The sequence below is a fragment of the Dendrosporobacter sp. 1207_IL3150 genome (assembly GCF_036763085.1).
GTDB lineage: Bacteria > Bacillota > Negativicutes > DSM-1736 > Dendrosporobacteraceae > JBAIYU01.
This window is the reverse complement of record NZ_JBAIYU010000031.1, coordinates 139,276-154,979: the sequence shown is the minus strand read 5'-3', so window position 1 is coordinate 154,979 and position 15,704 is coordinate 139,276. Positions and strand designations below refer to the sequence as shown.

The following is a 15,704-nucleotide window of genomic DNA, read 5'->3' as shown; positions in this document are numbered from 1 at the left end:
GTAAGACAATATACCATATAATTCTACTTATTGTAAATAGTTTTGAGCAGAGTTTCTTTACGCAAGTCACTACATTCACATTCACCTTTAGCCGGTAATTGTCTAATTGTGTCCAAAATTATCCGGCTGATCATCGGTGCATCATCATAAAAAATATCCTGCAATTCTTGATGCGACCATTCTTTAACAATTCCTTCGCCATAATTTACGACATAGTAAAGACCGGCAAAACAAGCGCCAATTTCACGTGCTAAATAAACCTCAGGACATAGGCTTTGACCAACAATATCAGCATGTCCCTTCATCATTGCAATTTCGGCAGGGCTTTCAAAATGCCGCCCTTCGGTAACCGCATAAATACCTCTTGTAAAAATTCGCCCCTCATAATTACTGCGAGTAGTCTCTATTAGTTTGTCCCGGACTTCAGAACATAACGCATCACGCATCACTAATAGATATCTTCCCTCTAGACCAACATCTTTACGCAAGGATAAATCCAAATAATCATCTGGTATTACAAAATCACGCGGATCTAGCAGATGGTTGACTGTTCCGACACCACCCTCAGCAATAATTCGCTTTACTCCAGCCTCTCTTAGAGCCCAAAATACTTGCCTTGATGCATCCGCCCTGCTGACCCCACTGCGCCAGCCATGCATTTTGCAAGTCAGAACCTGCCGGTCGTCCACACTAAATAACCGAAAAGCCGGACTCAAGCCGTATGGTGTCTCAAACTCTATATCATCGGCTAAAATTTTTACACCTGGATCGTTTGCTCCAAGTGGAAAATCACTTGATAAAGTACCCGAACCGCCGATAACAGCGAATTCGGTTTTTAGTAGATTCATCTAATCGCCTCATCCATTCTTATTTGCTTAAAACCGCCGAATTACATTATATTCCGTGTCGCGCTGAGCAGGAATTTTGCCAGCAGCTTTTATAATGCCTACCATTTTGTCTATCGACATTTGATAGGCTGTACCAGCTGCTCTAACAACATTCTCCTCAAGCATTATACTGCCTAAGTCATTAGCACCAAAGGCTAGAGTCAACTGACCAATATTTTGACCCTGCGTAACCCAGGAACCTTGGATATGGCTGATATTTGGCAGATAAAGCCTGGTTAGCGCCAGTGTCTTTAGGTAATCCCAAGCCGAGGTCTTTTCTCCGCCCAGCTCGGTATTACCAGGCTGGAATGTCCATGTAATAAAAGCTCTAAAGCCCCCGGTTTTTTCTTGTAGTGCCCTAATTTTCTCCATATGCTCAATACGCTGTTCAAGAGTCTCGCCCATACCAATAACCATTGTAGCTGTACTCTTAAGACCCACAGCATGTGCTGATGACATAACATCAAGCCAGTCGCCTGCGCTGATTTTTTTTGGACTTACTCGTTTTCGAACCTCATCTACTAGAATTTCCGCACCGCCGCCAGGCAGAGAATCCAATCCCGCCTCCTTGAGCCGAGATAATGTTTCTGTAATTGTCAAACCGGCTTGCCGGGATACATGCAGCACTTCAGCAGGTGAAAAAGAATGAATAGTAATATTATAGTTTTTCTTTATCAGACTAAGTAAATCAGTATAATAATCTAAACCAAGCTCAGGATGCAAACCGCCCTGCAGCATAATTTGCGTCCCGCCAGCCTCAATAGTTTCCTTAACTTTTTCTAAAATAACATCGTTGGGTAAAATATATGCATCTTCATGGCCTTGCCGGCGGAAAAAGGCACAAAACCGACATTCACTTGAACATACATTAGTGTAATTGATATTTCTGTCGATGATAAAGGTTACATCATCACCAGGGTGTAATTTCTGGCGTACTTCATCGGCCATTTTTCCGAGTTCTAATATATCGGTCTGCTGTAGCATATCCACAGCTTGCTGTGAGGTTAGCTTTATCATTTAGCCACCTCCGCAAATTTAATTTCTGGAACTTTTTTGATTAACCCGATTTCATAAGCTTTTTGATAGAAAGTCAGCAGTGCTTTTTCATGCTCGTTAGTAAATTTCCAATTAAGCAGTTGTAAGTATTTATTTACCTGATCATAGCTGAAGGGAATTTTATCTAAAAAACAATTTATAGCCTTATCCAGATTTTCAAGACCGAACTCAAAGCCGCCAATAACACTCTCGTAGACTTTTTGCAACTGCATAGGGTTATCTACTGCAAACTGTTTTTTTATAACCCAAACTGCATAAACCATTGGCAGACCAGTTAGTTTTTTCCACTCATCACCAACATCATAATAATATAACCCATCACGACGGTTATGATAATTGTACAGAGCATCATCCCCAATAAATAATATTGCATCTGCGTTATTTAATACACCGTCATCCAGCGATTGATCTGTTACGTAGTAATCCGGAGAAGCTTTGTAGGCGTTATGTAGTACTATTTTAAGCAAACAATGTGATGTCTCCGATTTAGCAGTCAAAGCTATTCTGGTTTTATCAAGACATTCTATCGGTTTCTTAGAAACTAATAAAATGCTCTGTAATGCTCCGTCAGCACTAATCGATACATTCGGCATAAGTACAAATTTATCACTATTTCTGGCATAAACAATCGAAGACACCGGACTTACGTCTAGCTGTCCTCCGACAATTTTAGCATTTAGCTTGGCTGGCACGTCGGGATATACCTCTACATCCTCAGCATAACCACCAAACTTTAAACCATATGATAAGGGTAAGCAATTAATAAAATTAATATGTCCTAAACTCGGCTTTTCCATGTTCTACACTCCGCTCATTATTGCCAGAGGCTGGTAAAAAGTATCCCGCTCAACTGGAATATAACCTGTTTCTTGCACAAGATTTATGATTTCAGCCTTTGTTATGCCTTTGTTTGTTTTAGCGCCAGCAGCATGAATTATCTTTTCCTCTACGACTGTCCCATCTAAATCGTCAACCCCAAAGGCTAACGCTAGCTGAGCAATTGGTAATGTCAGCATCATCCAAAATGCTTTTACATGATCAATATTGTCTAATATAATCCTAGCCAATGCGATCATTTTAAGATCTTCCCACGAAGTTACCCGCTTCAGCTGGTCAAAACCGGTGTTATCAGGATGGAAAGGAAAGGCAACAAACGCTTGAAAACCGCCAGTCTGATCCTGAATATCCCTCAGGGTAAATAAATGCCTTAATCTCTGTTCAATTGTCTCTATATGCCCATACAGCATGGTAGCATTTGTAGGTATACCTAGTTTATGGGCTGTTGTTATTACCTCAATCCACTCAGCACTTGTCGCTTTATTGGGGCAAATAATTTTTCGCACTTCATCATCTAAAATCTCCGCTCCGCCCCCAGGCAACGAGTCCAGTCCAGCTGTCTTTAGCTGCTCAAGAACTTGTTCAACACTTAGGTTAGCAATCTTGGCGAAATAAGCTATTTCTACCGGAGTAAATGCCTTTAAATGTACATCCGGCATGTTTTGTTTTACAATCTTAACTATATCAACATAATACGAAAAAGGTTTATCCGGATGTAAGGCACTTACCATATGTACTTCAGTTAAATCTGGCGACTGTTCCTTAGTCTCAGCGATAAGTTTTTCAACGTCCTCTAGCTCCAATGTAAATGCCTGTTTATTTTCTGATTTGCAGCCAAAAGCACACAAAGGACATCCGGCAGAACAGATATTGGTTAAATTTATATGCCTGTTAACATTAAAGAAAACATTACGGCCCGATTTTCTTTCCTTAATTGTTCTAGCTAGCTTAGCCAAATCCAGTAAGTTATTACTATGATATAAAGCTAAGGCCTCTTCAAAACTAATCCGTTCGCCGTTATTAATTTTAGTTGAAGCGGCTTCTAAAATTGACATGACTTTTCACCACCCTTAGATCAGCATACCACTCAAAAATAAAGTAATAAATATTAGGTTATTAAGTAGTATTTTGTCACTTATTTAAAACTTTAATTATTTCGGTAGTTGTTATTTATTTTCCTGCCAAAATAAACAAGTTATATACTAAAGAAAAGAAGGCTTACACCAAGCTTTTGGTGTAAGCGGAAACCTGTGTACTCCTCACTTATAAAAAGGATGTTCTTTATGGCTAGAGCAAAAAAGAGATCGCTTCGCATCTAGAAGCAATCTCTCTAAAATCCTAATGGCGCTGAACACCTTTGTCACCATACTTGGTGAGCAATTCACCAACAGTTACAATTTGGTAACCCTCCGCTTTAATCTTTTCAACCAAGATCGGCAAAGCTTCAGCCGTCTGAACCGGTGTATCGGATGCATGGAGTAATATTATCGCTCCAGGCTTAAGCCGTTTTGTTACTCTTTCAACAATAACATCTCTTCCGGGGTTTTTCCAATCAAGCGAATCGACATTCCAAATTATTGTCTTATAACCCATTTCATCAGTCGCTTTAAGTGATTGCTGGCTGTAGTGACCATTTGGCGGACGCAGAAGCGAAGGTTCAACACCAGTAACTTCTTTAATCTGAGCATGGGCTTTTTCGATATCACTCTTAACCCACTCAGGCGTCATATCACCGTAGTTTTCATGGCGATAGCCATGGCTTGCAATCTCATGTCCGTCCTTTACCATTCTCTGGGCTACTTCAGGATATTTTGTCGCCCATGGCCCCATGATAAAAAAGGTAACCTTTAAATCATTTTTCTGTAATGTATCTAGTATCGATGGTGTAAATTTATTCCCCCAGGAATGATCAAATGTTAAAGCAACCACCTTTTGCTCTGTTCTTACTCCAGCAATGGCAATAGGACCGCCGGAAATAACATCGGCAACTTGGATATATGTCGTACCTATGGCTAATAAGCCAATAATACTATAAAACAAGTGACGATGCTGCAATAACCTGCGCAGATTTATAATCACACCTTCATCCCCCTTCCGCACAACTACAATAGTATCTATGCGAAAGGAGACGAATTTATGAAAAACGAATATATGGATATTTTTTTATAGCGTAAATAATTAGTTTGTCTGAAATAGTATAGGCTAATCTCAGAGTAACTATTGATGTTGCAACGGTAATCCACCATAAATATTGTGTCCTTCTAATTTCTATTGGAATTAAAAATGCAGCCAAAAATACAGCCACGACACAAGATAATGCTAATGGGATTACTGATTGTACAACACCAAATCCAATTCTAGTATGAATCATATTGGGAAAGGTATCTTTATGGGCTTCAAATAATTCTATGATATCAAAATACTTATCTTCCGCCCACTTCTCATCTTCGCTGTAAACTACCAATTTACCGCTTGCTGGCGCAAAATTCCGAAAAGCTAAAGCGATTACACCTTTGTCAGGTACTTCTGCTGTAATGGTCAGACTGTCAATGCGAGGCAATGTCTGCATTAATTCAATTAATTCATCCCATGAATTTACTGCTTGTTTAGGTCTTTCTTCTTGTTTGCCTAATATATCACCGCCGGTACCTACTTCCGAAGTCCATAAAAACTCTCCATCAGCGTTGAATATATCCCATAGTTTATTTAGTAGCTGCCTATCTAGTTTAGAAGCCGGCAGCCGCCCCTTTAACTTAGGTTCTATTTTATCGCTTTTTTCAACTACTACAGGCTTATCTTTTTTCATCCCAAACACTTTATATAGCCCCCTATTATAACGAAATAAATTAAAAAAATATTATTTATAATTATATCCATTACTTCGCCTTATAAAGCATAAACCCCTTCAAATAGAAGGGGTTATTCATAATTTTATCAAAGATGATCAGTATTTACTTATTTAGATTAGTTAAAAACATATGTGGCACCAGCATAACCATGACCATTCCGGCTGCCAATATCAATTTTTAGACCTGGAACTGTAGCAATGCTTGCTCCAAAATTAGTATCCTCGCCATCGTATTCAACTTTAAGCGTAGTTGATGGAAAGAGATTTTTGCTGCCTAACAGTGGTGTAAAAGTCTTTTCAACACTTGCAAAAGCTTTGTTATCACCCTTTTGATACATACCAATTGAAACTTTAGTGTCAATTACAGGTAGATTTTTAGAGCCGACAATATAAGCATTACGTCCGTATTTATCGGAAATATCCACCACGCCTATTGCTAAAGCAGGTGTCGCAATAGTCTCTTTTAGAAATTGATACTTCAAATTTCCGTATGTAGCTTCATCATCTTTATTTAAATTAAAGCTAGTAACACCTATCTCCAGATTACCACCGATTCCAATATTAGCCTGAGTAAGAGTTTGGCTACCTGTTAAATCGTGATAGCTTATAGAGAACCCGCCTTTGTCTAAAGCTATAGCATGAGGAGTATTAATTACACCTGTACCACCAATTTTAGCGTGATAATCATTTGGCGAACTCGGATCGCTAGGAGCCATCACTACTCCAGCTGATACAGTAGAAGTTAGCAGCATGGAAACAAAAGAAAATAAAATTGCAGTTTTTTTCATATCATAATTCCTTTCTTGTAAACAAAATACGTTATGTATTATAACATAAACTGACACGATTTTACATTAATGGATTAAACATTTTTCACTCACCGTGGATAAGTATTATTAATTTACATATAATATTTACAGACATTTTACCTCTGCCCCATTTGGGGCATTTTTATTACCAATTTTTAACCGTAATAAGCTGTTAGACTTAGGAAATAATATAAACGGTAGTTTTAAATATTTCCTCCTTATCCCGCCCTCCGCAATCGCATGTGGAGGCTTTTTTTATGGCACACTAATAATTACCCGAATATACTATTATTAGGTAAAGTTGTTATGAATAGTAGGAGGGTGAATTATGCACGATCATTCATGCTGTGTTGCCTTGCTTGCAGCATCTATTACTGTTATTTCTTGTATATATTTTTATTTTAAATCGGAGTTATTATATTCACGTAATAAAAATGACAATAAAGACTAGCGTATTAAAAAAGCTGCTTAAGATACTAATTTTAAGCAGCTTTTTTTATCTTAAATAAAAATAATAAAGCGCATCTGTTCTTTGGACGTTTATGCTCGCAACATTTCATCATTTAGCATCGCTTTAAATGTTGACTGATTTTTATATGTTGATTTATTATTGGATTCAGTTTTTTTGTCTTTATATTTATAATCGAACAACTCGCTTTTATAGATACACATAATAGGAGTTATTTTCATATTTTAATCACACTCCAATGGAATTTATATTATAGATTTAATTCCTCCTTTATTTACTATTTAAATTATAATTTGGAAATATGACATAATTATGACAACAGTATATAATCTAATGGAACAATTTATATCAAAAAAGAGGCTGCCCATAAGTTTTATACTTATAGACAACCTCTAATTTTTTATGCATGTTCAGTAACAAAACGTTAGCAAATTATGCTTATCATTTGACGAACCCATTTTTAAACGGGTTACGGCAAATATTACATCATGCCGCCCATGAGATCGCAAGCTGTAATATCGTTCATAAGCATTCACAATCCTGCGGAAAAACTGAGTTTCCACCGATGTATGCTGTAATATCTTGCATTAGATTGTACAACTTTTCTTTGAGAGCGTGGTCAACCGGTGGTCAAATTCATTACCTACTAGTTAACACGGGTCAAATTCTCTTGTCGTGGACAAGCCGCCAATAGTGATAGCCTAAAGCCGTAAGTCTGCAAGACTTTGAGTTCATTGCGGCAAAATACATATAGTCTGCATTAACAGGGACAACTAAGCCAATACTCTGAAGCTTTTGTAAATTTTTAAATACCCTAACGTTCTCTTCTTTAGCATAAGGCTCAACTATTTCGTGCTTTACCTCTTCCGTATTAGTATCCTCGTAAGAAGGATCTAAAGGAAATTCTTGCTTCGGATTGGGGAAATACTCTACAATTTTTCTTAGTGTTTCTAACGGGACGGAAGGCCTTGCCTTTCTGATTGAAGTAAACCTTGTTATGTTAGTTTTAAAAACCGGCCGTTGATCCCACGCGCCTAATGCCTGATCAATGTACGAGTAAATACTACCTGGTGTGATATGACCCCTAATGTCTGCAGCGCCACCACGTAGAGCGTCTAGTAGCAAACTAGTAAAAACACCGTGACCTGCGATCTCTAAAGACGGCTCGTCTTCTCTACTTGCCGTAAGTATAGAAACACCTTCTGATATATGGGCATTATGTCCTGTAATTTTAGGAGAGCCAAACGCTCCCGAATGACAGCAGTCCAAGATAATAATTTTATCCTGTGCCTTAGAATTATTTGCAAGTGTGAGGATCTCGTCCATAGAAACACCCTCGTCATATTTACCGTAATCAGGCGTTACAATGTATCCCCCAAGTTCGTTTATAAAACCATGTCCCGAAAAATAAAACAGTGACGTATCGCAAGCTCCACTGAACAAATCAACAATTAAGCCTTTTAGGGTCGCTTTATTAGGAACGTCTTCTGCATATTTTACGTCAAAATTTGGCGAACCATCATCATTAGATCCAATAGTTTCGGAAAATTCTTTTGCATCATTAATGCAACCACGAAGTGGGCAAGAGGGATAATTATTTATACCGACAACTAGTGCCCTCTTCATAACTATTTATTCTTCCCTTCCGTCATAACTTGGTCTATTGCTGCTGCAATGGCATCCCATTTCCAATCAATAGTGCGGTTGCGCTGTAGTCCTTCAGGTAATGTACTAGTTTTGTCCGCACCCCCAACATAGACACCGAAAACCGGGACATTATTACTCTTTGCAAAACTAATTTCTTTTTTCACGCCACTAGCTGAAGCCATATATTTACCTACAAGAACTATAAGCATGTTACATTTTTTAATTTTCGCCTCGATAATCTCCTCCCACTTAGATTGTGGTAAGGATAATTTTGAAGACCAATCCTCAATGTTGAATGGAGTACGTGAGTTTTTTGTCTGACCAACAAACAATGTCTTTTCTTCTTCGTTGTGATCAAAATCAAAACTTATAAACGCCCGTGGATCCGCCATGCCAATCACTCCTTTTGCTTCAATAAGCCCGTTATCTTATTACTTTTATACTTGGCTATCGGCTTTAGTAATCCTTCAGGTATCGCTTACATTTCTACACTTTTCACAAAATTTCTACAATAGCTTGTGACAATACTAATAACGTACAGTAGACAAAGGATCTAGGGGAAACCTCCCTAGATCCTTTAATTATTTGTCTAACCTACTGCTGAATTATTCATTTTCACGTGCGGCCTTTATAAGTTCAGCACTTTGATCTTGCTTAAGCATTTCATAGACAACATTTAGAAACAATGTGCGGCTTGCCTCGTCACTTAATAATCGTGTGGCGATATCACGATGAGTCGCAAAAGCACTGCTGATAGCCTGGATCGTGGCTTTTGGTAAGTTTGCTTTCATGGCCTGGTCGCGAGGGTTGTTCCGCACCTGAGCCATTACTAGCAAATCCTCGCGCAGTTTCTCAGAAACATGAACGGCAAAGGCTACTTGGTCTTTGTCACTGATATCCTTACCAAAGGCAGCATTCAGCCTAGCTATAAGCTCTGACAGATACTTTTTCTGACGATCTCGCGCCTCGCGTTGTCCATTATCCGTAATGCCATACAACTCCGGTGTTTCTTTCGTACCATTGACTCCTGATAATTCACCGCCCTGGTTGATACGATAATGGGAAAGTTTTAGATCAGCCAAATCGACTTGTTCAGGGCCAATACCTCGTAATCGCTTGCGCAGGAGCCTTGCGTAGTTTGCGAAAGCCTCTAGGTTTGGATCACCGAAGTCAACTAATTGTGCTACATATTCATAAGTGCGGACAAACTTTGATAATCCTTCACTGAAGATCAAGAGTTCATCTCGTTCTGTGCATAGCTCGGATCGATGCAATTCGGCATTTTCCTTGCCAGTTTTATCGCTTTTTTCATTTGCCTTCTCCCATACTCGCTCCCACTGATCAATCGCATCGTTGAGTGCTTTCATTTTAACGTTATAACGGTCCGTTGCCGGCTGAGTCAAGGAGAATAACTTCTGGTGAGTCACATTTTTGTCAACGATAGCGTCACCGAAAGCAACTACTTCCACAGCATCATACATCAGCGATGCATCTAGCCTAGCCTTCAGGTCATACACTACATTGGGGTCTTGGATATCGGCAACTTTTGCATCACGATAAAATGTCCGAAAGGCAGACAAAATTTCTTCGGGATCATTAGCGAAATCAATAACGTAGGTCTTATCTTTTCCGGGGTAAGTACGGTTCAGTCGTGACAGCGTCTGTACCGCTTCCACCCCGGATATCTTTTTATCTAGGTACATAGCCACCAGCTTGGGCTGGTCAAAACCAGTCTGAAACTTGTTGGCTACAATCATTACCCTATATTCTGGATGGTCAAACATTTTGCGCATATCCCTCCCATTAAGGCCGGGATTGCTGTTGCTCTCGTTAAACTGATAGTCTTCTGGAAAGGACTCGTCTTGTACTTCTTTGTTTGGCACATCGCCGGAGAAGGCCACCATCGCTTGGATGTTTTTGTAGCCTTGCTGTTGGCAGTACCGCTCTAAAGCTAAATGATACTTGACTGCCGCCGCCCGTGATGAAGTCACTACCATGGCTTTAGCCTGGCCGCCAAGCAAATGAGCTACATTCTGCCGAAAGTGCTCAATGATTAGTTCTACCTTTTGCGCTACGTTGGTTGGATGCAGGGATAGCCACTTAGCCAAAGCCCTTTTTCCACTCTTTTCATCAACCCGCTTATCAGCACTTTTATTAAACTGCTCGCCAATACGAAAGGCAACCTTATAACTGGTATAGTTTTTCAGCACATCCAGGATGAAGCCTTCCTCAATTGCCTGCTGCATGGAATAGAGGTGAAAAGGTGCCGGCGGATTGTCTTTGCTTACTAACTGGGCCGGATTACGGGGACGACCAAACAAGCTAATAGTTGAATGTTTAGGTGTTGCCGTAAAGGCAAAATAGCTGGCATTGCCTGGCCGCTGGCGGGAAGATTGCCATACTGACAGCCTCTCATCTTTACTCAGTTTTTCCCATTCCTCTTCGCTCTGGCCAGTTAATACATAACGCAAATCATCAGCTGTACTGCCGCCGGTGCTGCTGTGGGCTTCGTCGATGATAACAGCGAAACGGCGGTCACGGAGGCTCTTCTCATGAAGAATCAGCTTTTGCGCATGGGGGAAGGTCTGCAAGGTGCAAATAATAATCGGTGTTCCTTCCAGCATAGCTTTAGCCAATTGCTGACTCTTCGGCGAGTTGGAGGCTTCCCGGTCAATAGCTCGTACTACGCCGGTCTGATGCTCGATCTGGGCAATGGCATCCTGCAGTTGCTTGTCTAACACGGTCCGGTCGGTCACGACGATAACGCTGTGAAAATATGGCTCACCGTCAGGCTGGCGCACGCGAATCAATTCATGAGCCGTCCAAGATATAGTATTCGTCTTACCAGAGCCAGCGCTGTGCTGAATCAGATAGGGCTGACCAGTCCCTTCTTGCCTGACGGCGTCGATGACTTTGGCGACACATTCCCATTGGTGAAATCGAGGAAAAATCAAGTTCTCTTTGAAGTAGGATTTGCCACTTATATCTTGGGCTTCCTTTTTCTCGAGCAATACGAAGCGGTGGAAGACTCGTAGCCAATGGTCCCTTTGCAGAACCCTCTGCCAGAAATAGCTCACCGGATACTCGCCGTTCTCACCCGGAGGATTGCCCTTAGCTCCATCATTTCCGCGATTGAAAGGCAGGAAAAAGGTTGAATCACCAGCGAGTTTAGTAGTCATTCGGATATCGCTGTCGCTCATAGCGAAATGTACTACTGCACCCCGCTTAAAGGTTAAAAGTGGCTCCTCCCGTCCGGTTTTCTCATTCTTTGGCTGCCGGTCCTGGCGATACTGGTGCATGGCCGCTTCCACCGACTGGGTAAAGTCAGTCTTGAGTTCCACCGTTGCAACCGGGATACCGTTAATGAATAAGACCAAATCGATTTCATCAGCCTTGTCCAGCGAATAGCGCAATTGCGGAACTACCCTTAATCGGTTGGCGGCATAGCGGTGGATAACTGTCTCGTTGCGCTCGTCTTCGGGCTTTGCCTGGCTCATGGACAAATTGCCGCCGCCAGCAATAGAAAAACCCCTACGCAGCACATTGACGGTGCCACCCTCCTTGCTCTCCAACGTTTTCACGAGGCGCTCCAGTACCGCTTTAACCGTGCAAGAGCCATTTATCCGCTCTAGCTTGTCCCAGGTTTCGGCCTGGCTGTCCTGTAACCAGCCGATAACGTCTTCTGAGTACAACCCTGAGGCTTGGTCGTAGCCGCTCGATCGACCTACCAACCAGCCCGCTGCTTGCAGTTGGTTAACGATATACCGTTCCAGTTCACATTCATGGTGGATTTGGCTCATGGGGCAGCCTCCCTTAAATCGATTTGACCAGTAACGGCGGCAGTAATGAGGGCTATGCGGCGTTCTTTGAGGAGATCGATAGATTTGGCGATTTTATATTGAATGTTATCGATATCTCTTATCTTGGAATTAATATACTCGACTATTGCCTTCTGTTCTAAAAGCGGCGGCAAACAAAGAAAGTAATTACGTACCGTTTCAACATTGACGTGCGGTGATGTTGTTTCAACTATATCAACTTTTCCTTGGTTATAGACAGCATCTGAATTAAGGTGCCACATCAAATAATCAGGGACTATATCTTTATCGCAGCGGAACTGCATCATTCGTTGTCCCAGACACGCCTTTATATCAGGTGGGATTAAAGCGGCAAAACCCCATCTTTCCCCTTCACGACTATATACAATATCTCCGGATTCTAAACTACACCTTCTTATCCTTTTCTCGTATTCATCATTGTTGACAAGCTTCATCCGAGAAAAATCGATTGTTCCGCATCCTATATCCGCAGTTCTTATCACCGGAAAATCTCCTTCATCTGAGTAAACAGGAGTTTCATGCGGACAATCAATGATTTTATAAGCAACAAATTTTAATCTAGTAACTGCCCAATGCTCAGGCACCTGCCCTAACCGATCTACACCGGAATCTTTCATCTTAGCATTAGAGTCAAGCCCCTTCGTAACTGCTTGAGTAATCAACGTCTGTCGTTTTTCGCGCAGTAGTTCAATAAAGCGAGCTTTCTTTTCGATAAGTGTGTCTATACGGGCGGTCTCACGGTCAAGGATATTCGCTATGATTTGTTGCTCACTCAATGAAGGCAGACAAATATAACATCCACCAATTTCCTCAAATGTGATAGTTTGTCTGACTCCTGCTCCAAGAGTTTTCATATGTAAAATATCAAAACAGAAGAGCAAATATTTCAGAAAACGCTTGTCTGAATCTGTTATAGTATTTAAAACGATGTATGCAGGACTAACACAAACATCTATTTCAGAAAGTCCTGTTCGGAGACTTTTTAAATCGTAATTTAAATTGATTGGATTAATTAAAAACTCGCCGCGAAGAACTTCCTGGTAGGTTGCTCTGGTCTCTGTTGGTATACTTTCGCTATCCTTATATACAACATTTCCAAAACTAATAGCACCACATGGAAGAAATGGCGTGACTTTTCTCTTCTTCTCTGCCAAAAGGTATCTTAGCCTGATTATTGACCAATGTTCCGGCACCATTCCCAACCATGCTACCCCCGAATCCATATACGTTGGATAGGGCTTGTACAGTCTCATGCCGTCACCTCATTCAAAAGCGCTGCAATCTCGTCCTCTACCTGTTTTAGCTCGCTATCAATTTCCTCTAGGCCGCGCGTCAACTGGTATTGGTAGAAATAGCGGTTGAAGTTAATTTCATAGCCCACAATGCCGACCAGACCGTCTTTTTCGTCCTTTTTGCTTTCGTTAATCCAGGCGTCAGGCACATGAGGCAGCACTTCTCTAGCAAAGTAGTCGCGAATATCTTCGCTTAGCGGTACATTCTCATATTCCCGTAGGTCCGTATCAGCCATGACCGATCCATCAATATCAACTGCTGGCTGTGCATCAATACACTTTTCGCCAAAACAAGCCAGCACCGCTTTATGGGCTGCTTTACTCAGCTTTTTCACTTTAGCTGCCGCTAAGAAGTTTTTCACGTCATCATAAGAGCCCTGAACAGCCGCAAAAGAGTCAGCCTGATCACTGCCTTTAGTATCCCGGTAAGCTGTTAAGCGCTCTGGCGTTACAGAAAAACGTAACCGCAGCGGCCGCTCTACCGTAATTCGGCGGTAGCCAAAATCGGTCGTAGCGAAGGTTTTGCTAGTAGAAGTATTCTCAAATACTTCATGGTGACGGGCAATCTCTGCAATCTGCTCGTCAGACAGGAATTTCCGCTTACTGCCGAGAGACTTGCGCATGGGTGAATAAAGGGCGGTGGCATCAATAAGCTGCACCAGGCCCTTGCGCTGAGGCTCCTTATGGTTAGAAAGAATCCAAATATAAGTGCCGATACCGGTGTTATAGAACAAGTCTGTCGGCAGAGCTACAATGGCTTCCAACCAGTCCTGCTCCAATATCCAGCGCCGGATTTCCGATTCTCCTGAGCCAGCCCCGCCGTTAAACAATGGCGAGCCTGAAAGGACAATGCCGATGCGGCTCCCCCCCTGCTCTAACGGCTTTCGCTTTGATAAGAGATGCATTAAAAACAAGAGGGAGCCATCGCCTACACGCGGCAGACCCGGACCGAAACGTCCGGCATAGCCAAGCTGTTTCTGCTCGTTCTGCACTTCCTTTTGTACCTTTTCCCATTTCACGCCAAAAGGGGGATTGGCCAGGCAGTAGTCAAACCGCTCGCCCGGCAGCAGATCATTGGATAGTGTATTGCCCAGCTTAATATTTAGGGTGTCATATCCCTTGATTAGCTTGTCCGCCACCGAGATAGCGTACGTCTCGGGATTCAATTCCTGGGCATAGGGCACCATCCGAGCATTTCCATTCCACTCTGCCACTTGCTCGATAGCTGATGACAAAAAGCCGCCTGTTCCGGCAGCACAGTCATACACCGTACGCACTACACCTTCGCCGTTCAATGCCTCATGGTCAGGGGCGAAAACCAGGGTTGTAGCCAACCGTACCACATCACGAGGCGTAAAAAATTCTCCTGCCGTATCATTAGCCGACTCAGCAAATTTGCGAATTAAATGCTCAAAGACCAAGCCCATTTCGGCGTTACTTATGGTATCGGGATGGAGGTCTATGGAGGCGAATTTCTGGGTTACCAGGTATAGAAGGTTAGCTGTCTCTAGCTTGGCCAGCCAGCCGTCAAATGCAAAATGCTCAAATACCTGTCTTGCGTTGGGCGAGAACTTGGCTATATAATCTTCGAGATTAGCTCTGGTGCTGGTTGCGCCGACTGTAGCCAACGAGAAGCGAGATATATTGTAAAAAGTCGCCTGTGCCGCACCTGGTAAAATTAATTCAAAGTCAATGCCACTGTCTTTCATCATCTCATATTGTTCAAGCACTGCATCCCGAGTTGGCTCAAGCACGCATTCCAAGCGGCGCAACACTGTGAATGGCAAAATGATTCGGCCGAATTCGGACTGTTTAAAGTCACCCCTGAGTAAGTCAGCCACATTCCAAATAAAATCTGCTAAGTTTTGCTGTTTCATTTCCACGATCAATTACTCTCCTTAGTTATATCTTCTGCCGTACGGTGCCAATAAACATTTTCTGAACAAGGTATGATTTCTACACCACATGCGGTTTCCCTGCCCAGCAAATAAGTAAGAACCAAGTAAGAAGCTACCGCTTC

General features: G+C 41.8%; 12 protein-coding genes. All 12 read right to left on the bottom strand.

Going from position 1 to position 15,704, the window contains the following annotated elements; translation table 11 throughout:
* Positions 1-23: 23 nt before the first annotated feature.
* Positions 24-848 carry an MTAP family purine nucleoside phosphorylase gene (locus V6C17_RS14845; RefSeq protein ID WP_333523361.1) on the bottom strand — a complete coding sequence of 275 codons (825 nt, stop codon included), beginning with the start codon at positions 846-848 and terminating at the stop codon, positions 24-26.
* A gap of 27 nt (positions 849-875) precedes the next feature.
* On the bottom strand, positions 876-1,904 hold the full coding sequence (gene mqnC, locus V6C17_RS14840; RefSeq protein ID WP_333523360.1) for a cyclic dehypoxanthinyl futalosine synthase: 1,029 nt from the start codon (positions 1,902-1,904) through the stop codon (positions 876-878).
* Positions 1,901-2,740: a menaquinone biosynthetic enzyme MqnA/MqnD family protein gene (locus V6C17_RS14835; RefSeq protein ID WP_333523359.1), complete on the bottom strand. Its 840-nt coding sequence runs from the start codon at positions 2,738-2,740 to the stop codon at positions 1,901-1,903. The genes mqnC and V6C17_RS14835 overlap by 4 nt, the downstream gene beginning before the upstream one ends.
* Before the next feature lie 3 nt (positions 2,741-2,743).
* Positions 2,744-3,835, bottom strand: coding sequence for an aminofutalosine synthase MqnE (gene mqnE / locus V6C17_RS14830; protein WP_333523358.1), 1,092 nt, complete (start codon positions 3,833-3,835; stop codon positions 2,744-2,746).
* A 283-nt stretch (positions 3,836-4,118) separates the two neighbouring features.
* Positions 4,119-4,859, bottom strand: a complete 741-nt coding sequence (gene pdaB / locus V6C17_RS14825) for a polysaccharide deacetylase family sporulation protein PdaB (RefSeq protein ID WP_333523357.1) — start codon at positions 4,857-4,859, stop codon at positions 4,119-4,121.
* 55 nt (positions 4,860-4,914) lie between these two features.
* Positions 4,915-5,595, bottom strand: coding sequence for a hypothetical protein (locus V6C17_RS14820; RefSeq protein WP_333523356.1), 681 nt, complete (start codon positions 5,593-5,595; stop codon positions 4,915-4,917).
* Between the two features lie 149 nt (positions 5,596-5,744).
* A complete protein-coding gene (locus tag V6C17_RS14815) occupies positions 5,745-6,416 on the bottom strand; it encodes a YjbH domain-containing protein (protein ID WP_333523355.1) in 672 nt (223 codons plus the stop codon).
* Positions 6,417-7,566: 1,150 nt separating this feature from the next.
* Positions 7,567-8,532: a caspase family protein gene (locus V6C17_RS14810; protein WP_333523354.1), complete on the bottom strand. Its 966-nt coding sequence runs from the start codon at positions 8,530-8,532 to the stop codon at positions 7,567-7,569.
* A 2-nt stretch (positions 8,533-8,534) separates the two neighbouring features.
* Complete coding sequence (locus V6C17_RS14805; RefSeq protein ID WP_333523353.1) at positions 8,535-8,945, bottom strand: TIR domain-containing protein; 411 nt, start codon at positions 8,943-8,945, stop codon at positions 8,535-8,537.
* 213 nt (positions 8,946-9,158) lie between these two features.
* Complete coding sequence (locus tag V6C17_RS14800) at positions 9,159-12,353, bottom strand: type I restriction endonuclease subunit R (protein ID WP_333523352.1); 3,195 nt, start codon at positions 12,351-12,353, stop codon at positions 9,159-9,161.
* Positions 12,350-13,645: a restriction endonuclease subunit S gene (locus tag V6C17_RS14795; RefSeq protein ID WP_333523351.1), complete on the bottom strand. Its 1,296-nt coding sequence runs from the start codon at positions 13,643-13,645 to the stop codon at positions 12,350-12,352. The genes V6C17_RS14800 and V6C17_RS14795 overlap by 4 nt, the downstream gene beginning before the upstream one ends.
* On the bottom strand, positions 13,642-15,561 hold the full coding sequence (locus V6C17_RS14790) for a type I restriction-modification system subunit M (protein WP_333523384.1): 1,920 nt from the start codon (positions 15,559-15,561) through the stop codon (positions 13,642-13,644). Before V6C17_RS14790 ends, V6C17_RS14795 begins: the two co-directional genes overlap by 4 nt.
* Positions 15,562-15,704 lie beyond the last annotated feature (143 nt).

Excerpts from the sequence above, each read along its gene's own strand:
- V6C17_RS14845 (WP_333523361.1), bottom strand. The coding sequence starts at position 848 with ATGAATCTACTAAAAACCGAATTCGCTGTTATCGGCGGTTCGGGTACT.
- mqnC (WP_333523360.1), bottom strand. The coding sequence starts at position 1,904 with ATGATAAAGCTAACCTCACAGCAAGCTGTGGATATGCTACAGCAGACC.
- V6C17_RS14835 (WP_333523359.1), bottom strand. The coding sequence starts at position 2,740 with ATGGAAAAGCCGAGTTTAGGACATATTAATTTTATTAATTGCTTACCC.
- mqnE (WP_333523358.1), bottom strand. The coding sequence starts at position 3,835 with ATGTCAATTTTAGAAGCCGCTTCAACTAAAATTAATAACGGCGAACGG.
- V6C17_RS14815 (WP_333523355.1), bottom strand. The coding sequence starts at position 6,416 with ATGAAAAAAACTGCAATTTTATTTTCTTTTGTTTCCATGCTGCTAACT.
- V6C17_RS14810 (WP_333523354.1), bottom strand. The coding sequence starts at position 8,532 with ATGAAGAGGGCACTAGTTGTCGGTATAAATAATTATCCCTCTTGCCCA.
- V6C17_RS14805 (WP_333523353.1), bottom strand. The coding sequence starts at position 8,945 with ATGGCGGATCCACGGGCGTTTATAAGTTTTGATTTTGATCACAACGAA.
- V6C17_RS14800 (WP_333523352.1), bottom strand. The coding sequence starts at position 12,353 with ATGAGCCAAATCCACCATGAATGTGAACTGGAACGGTATATCGTTAAC.
- V6C17_RS14795 (WP_333523351.1), bottom strand. The coding sequence starts at position 13,645 with ATGAGACTGTACAAGCCCTATCCAACGTATATGGATTCGGGGGTAGCA.
- V6C17_RS14790 (WP_333523384.1), bottom strand. The coding sequence starts at position 15,561 with ATGAAACAGCAAAACTTAGCAGATTTTATTTGGAATGTGGCTGACTTA.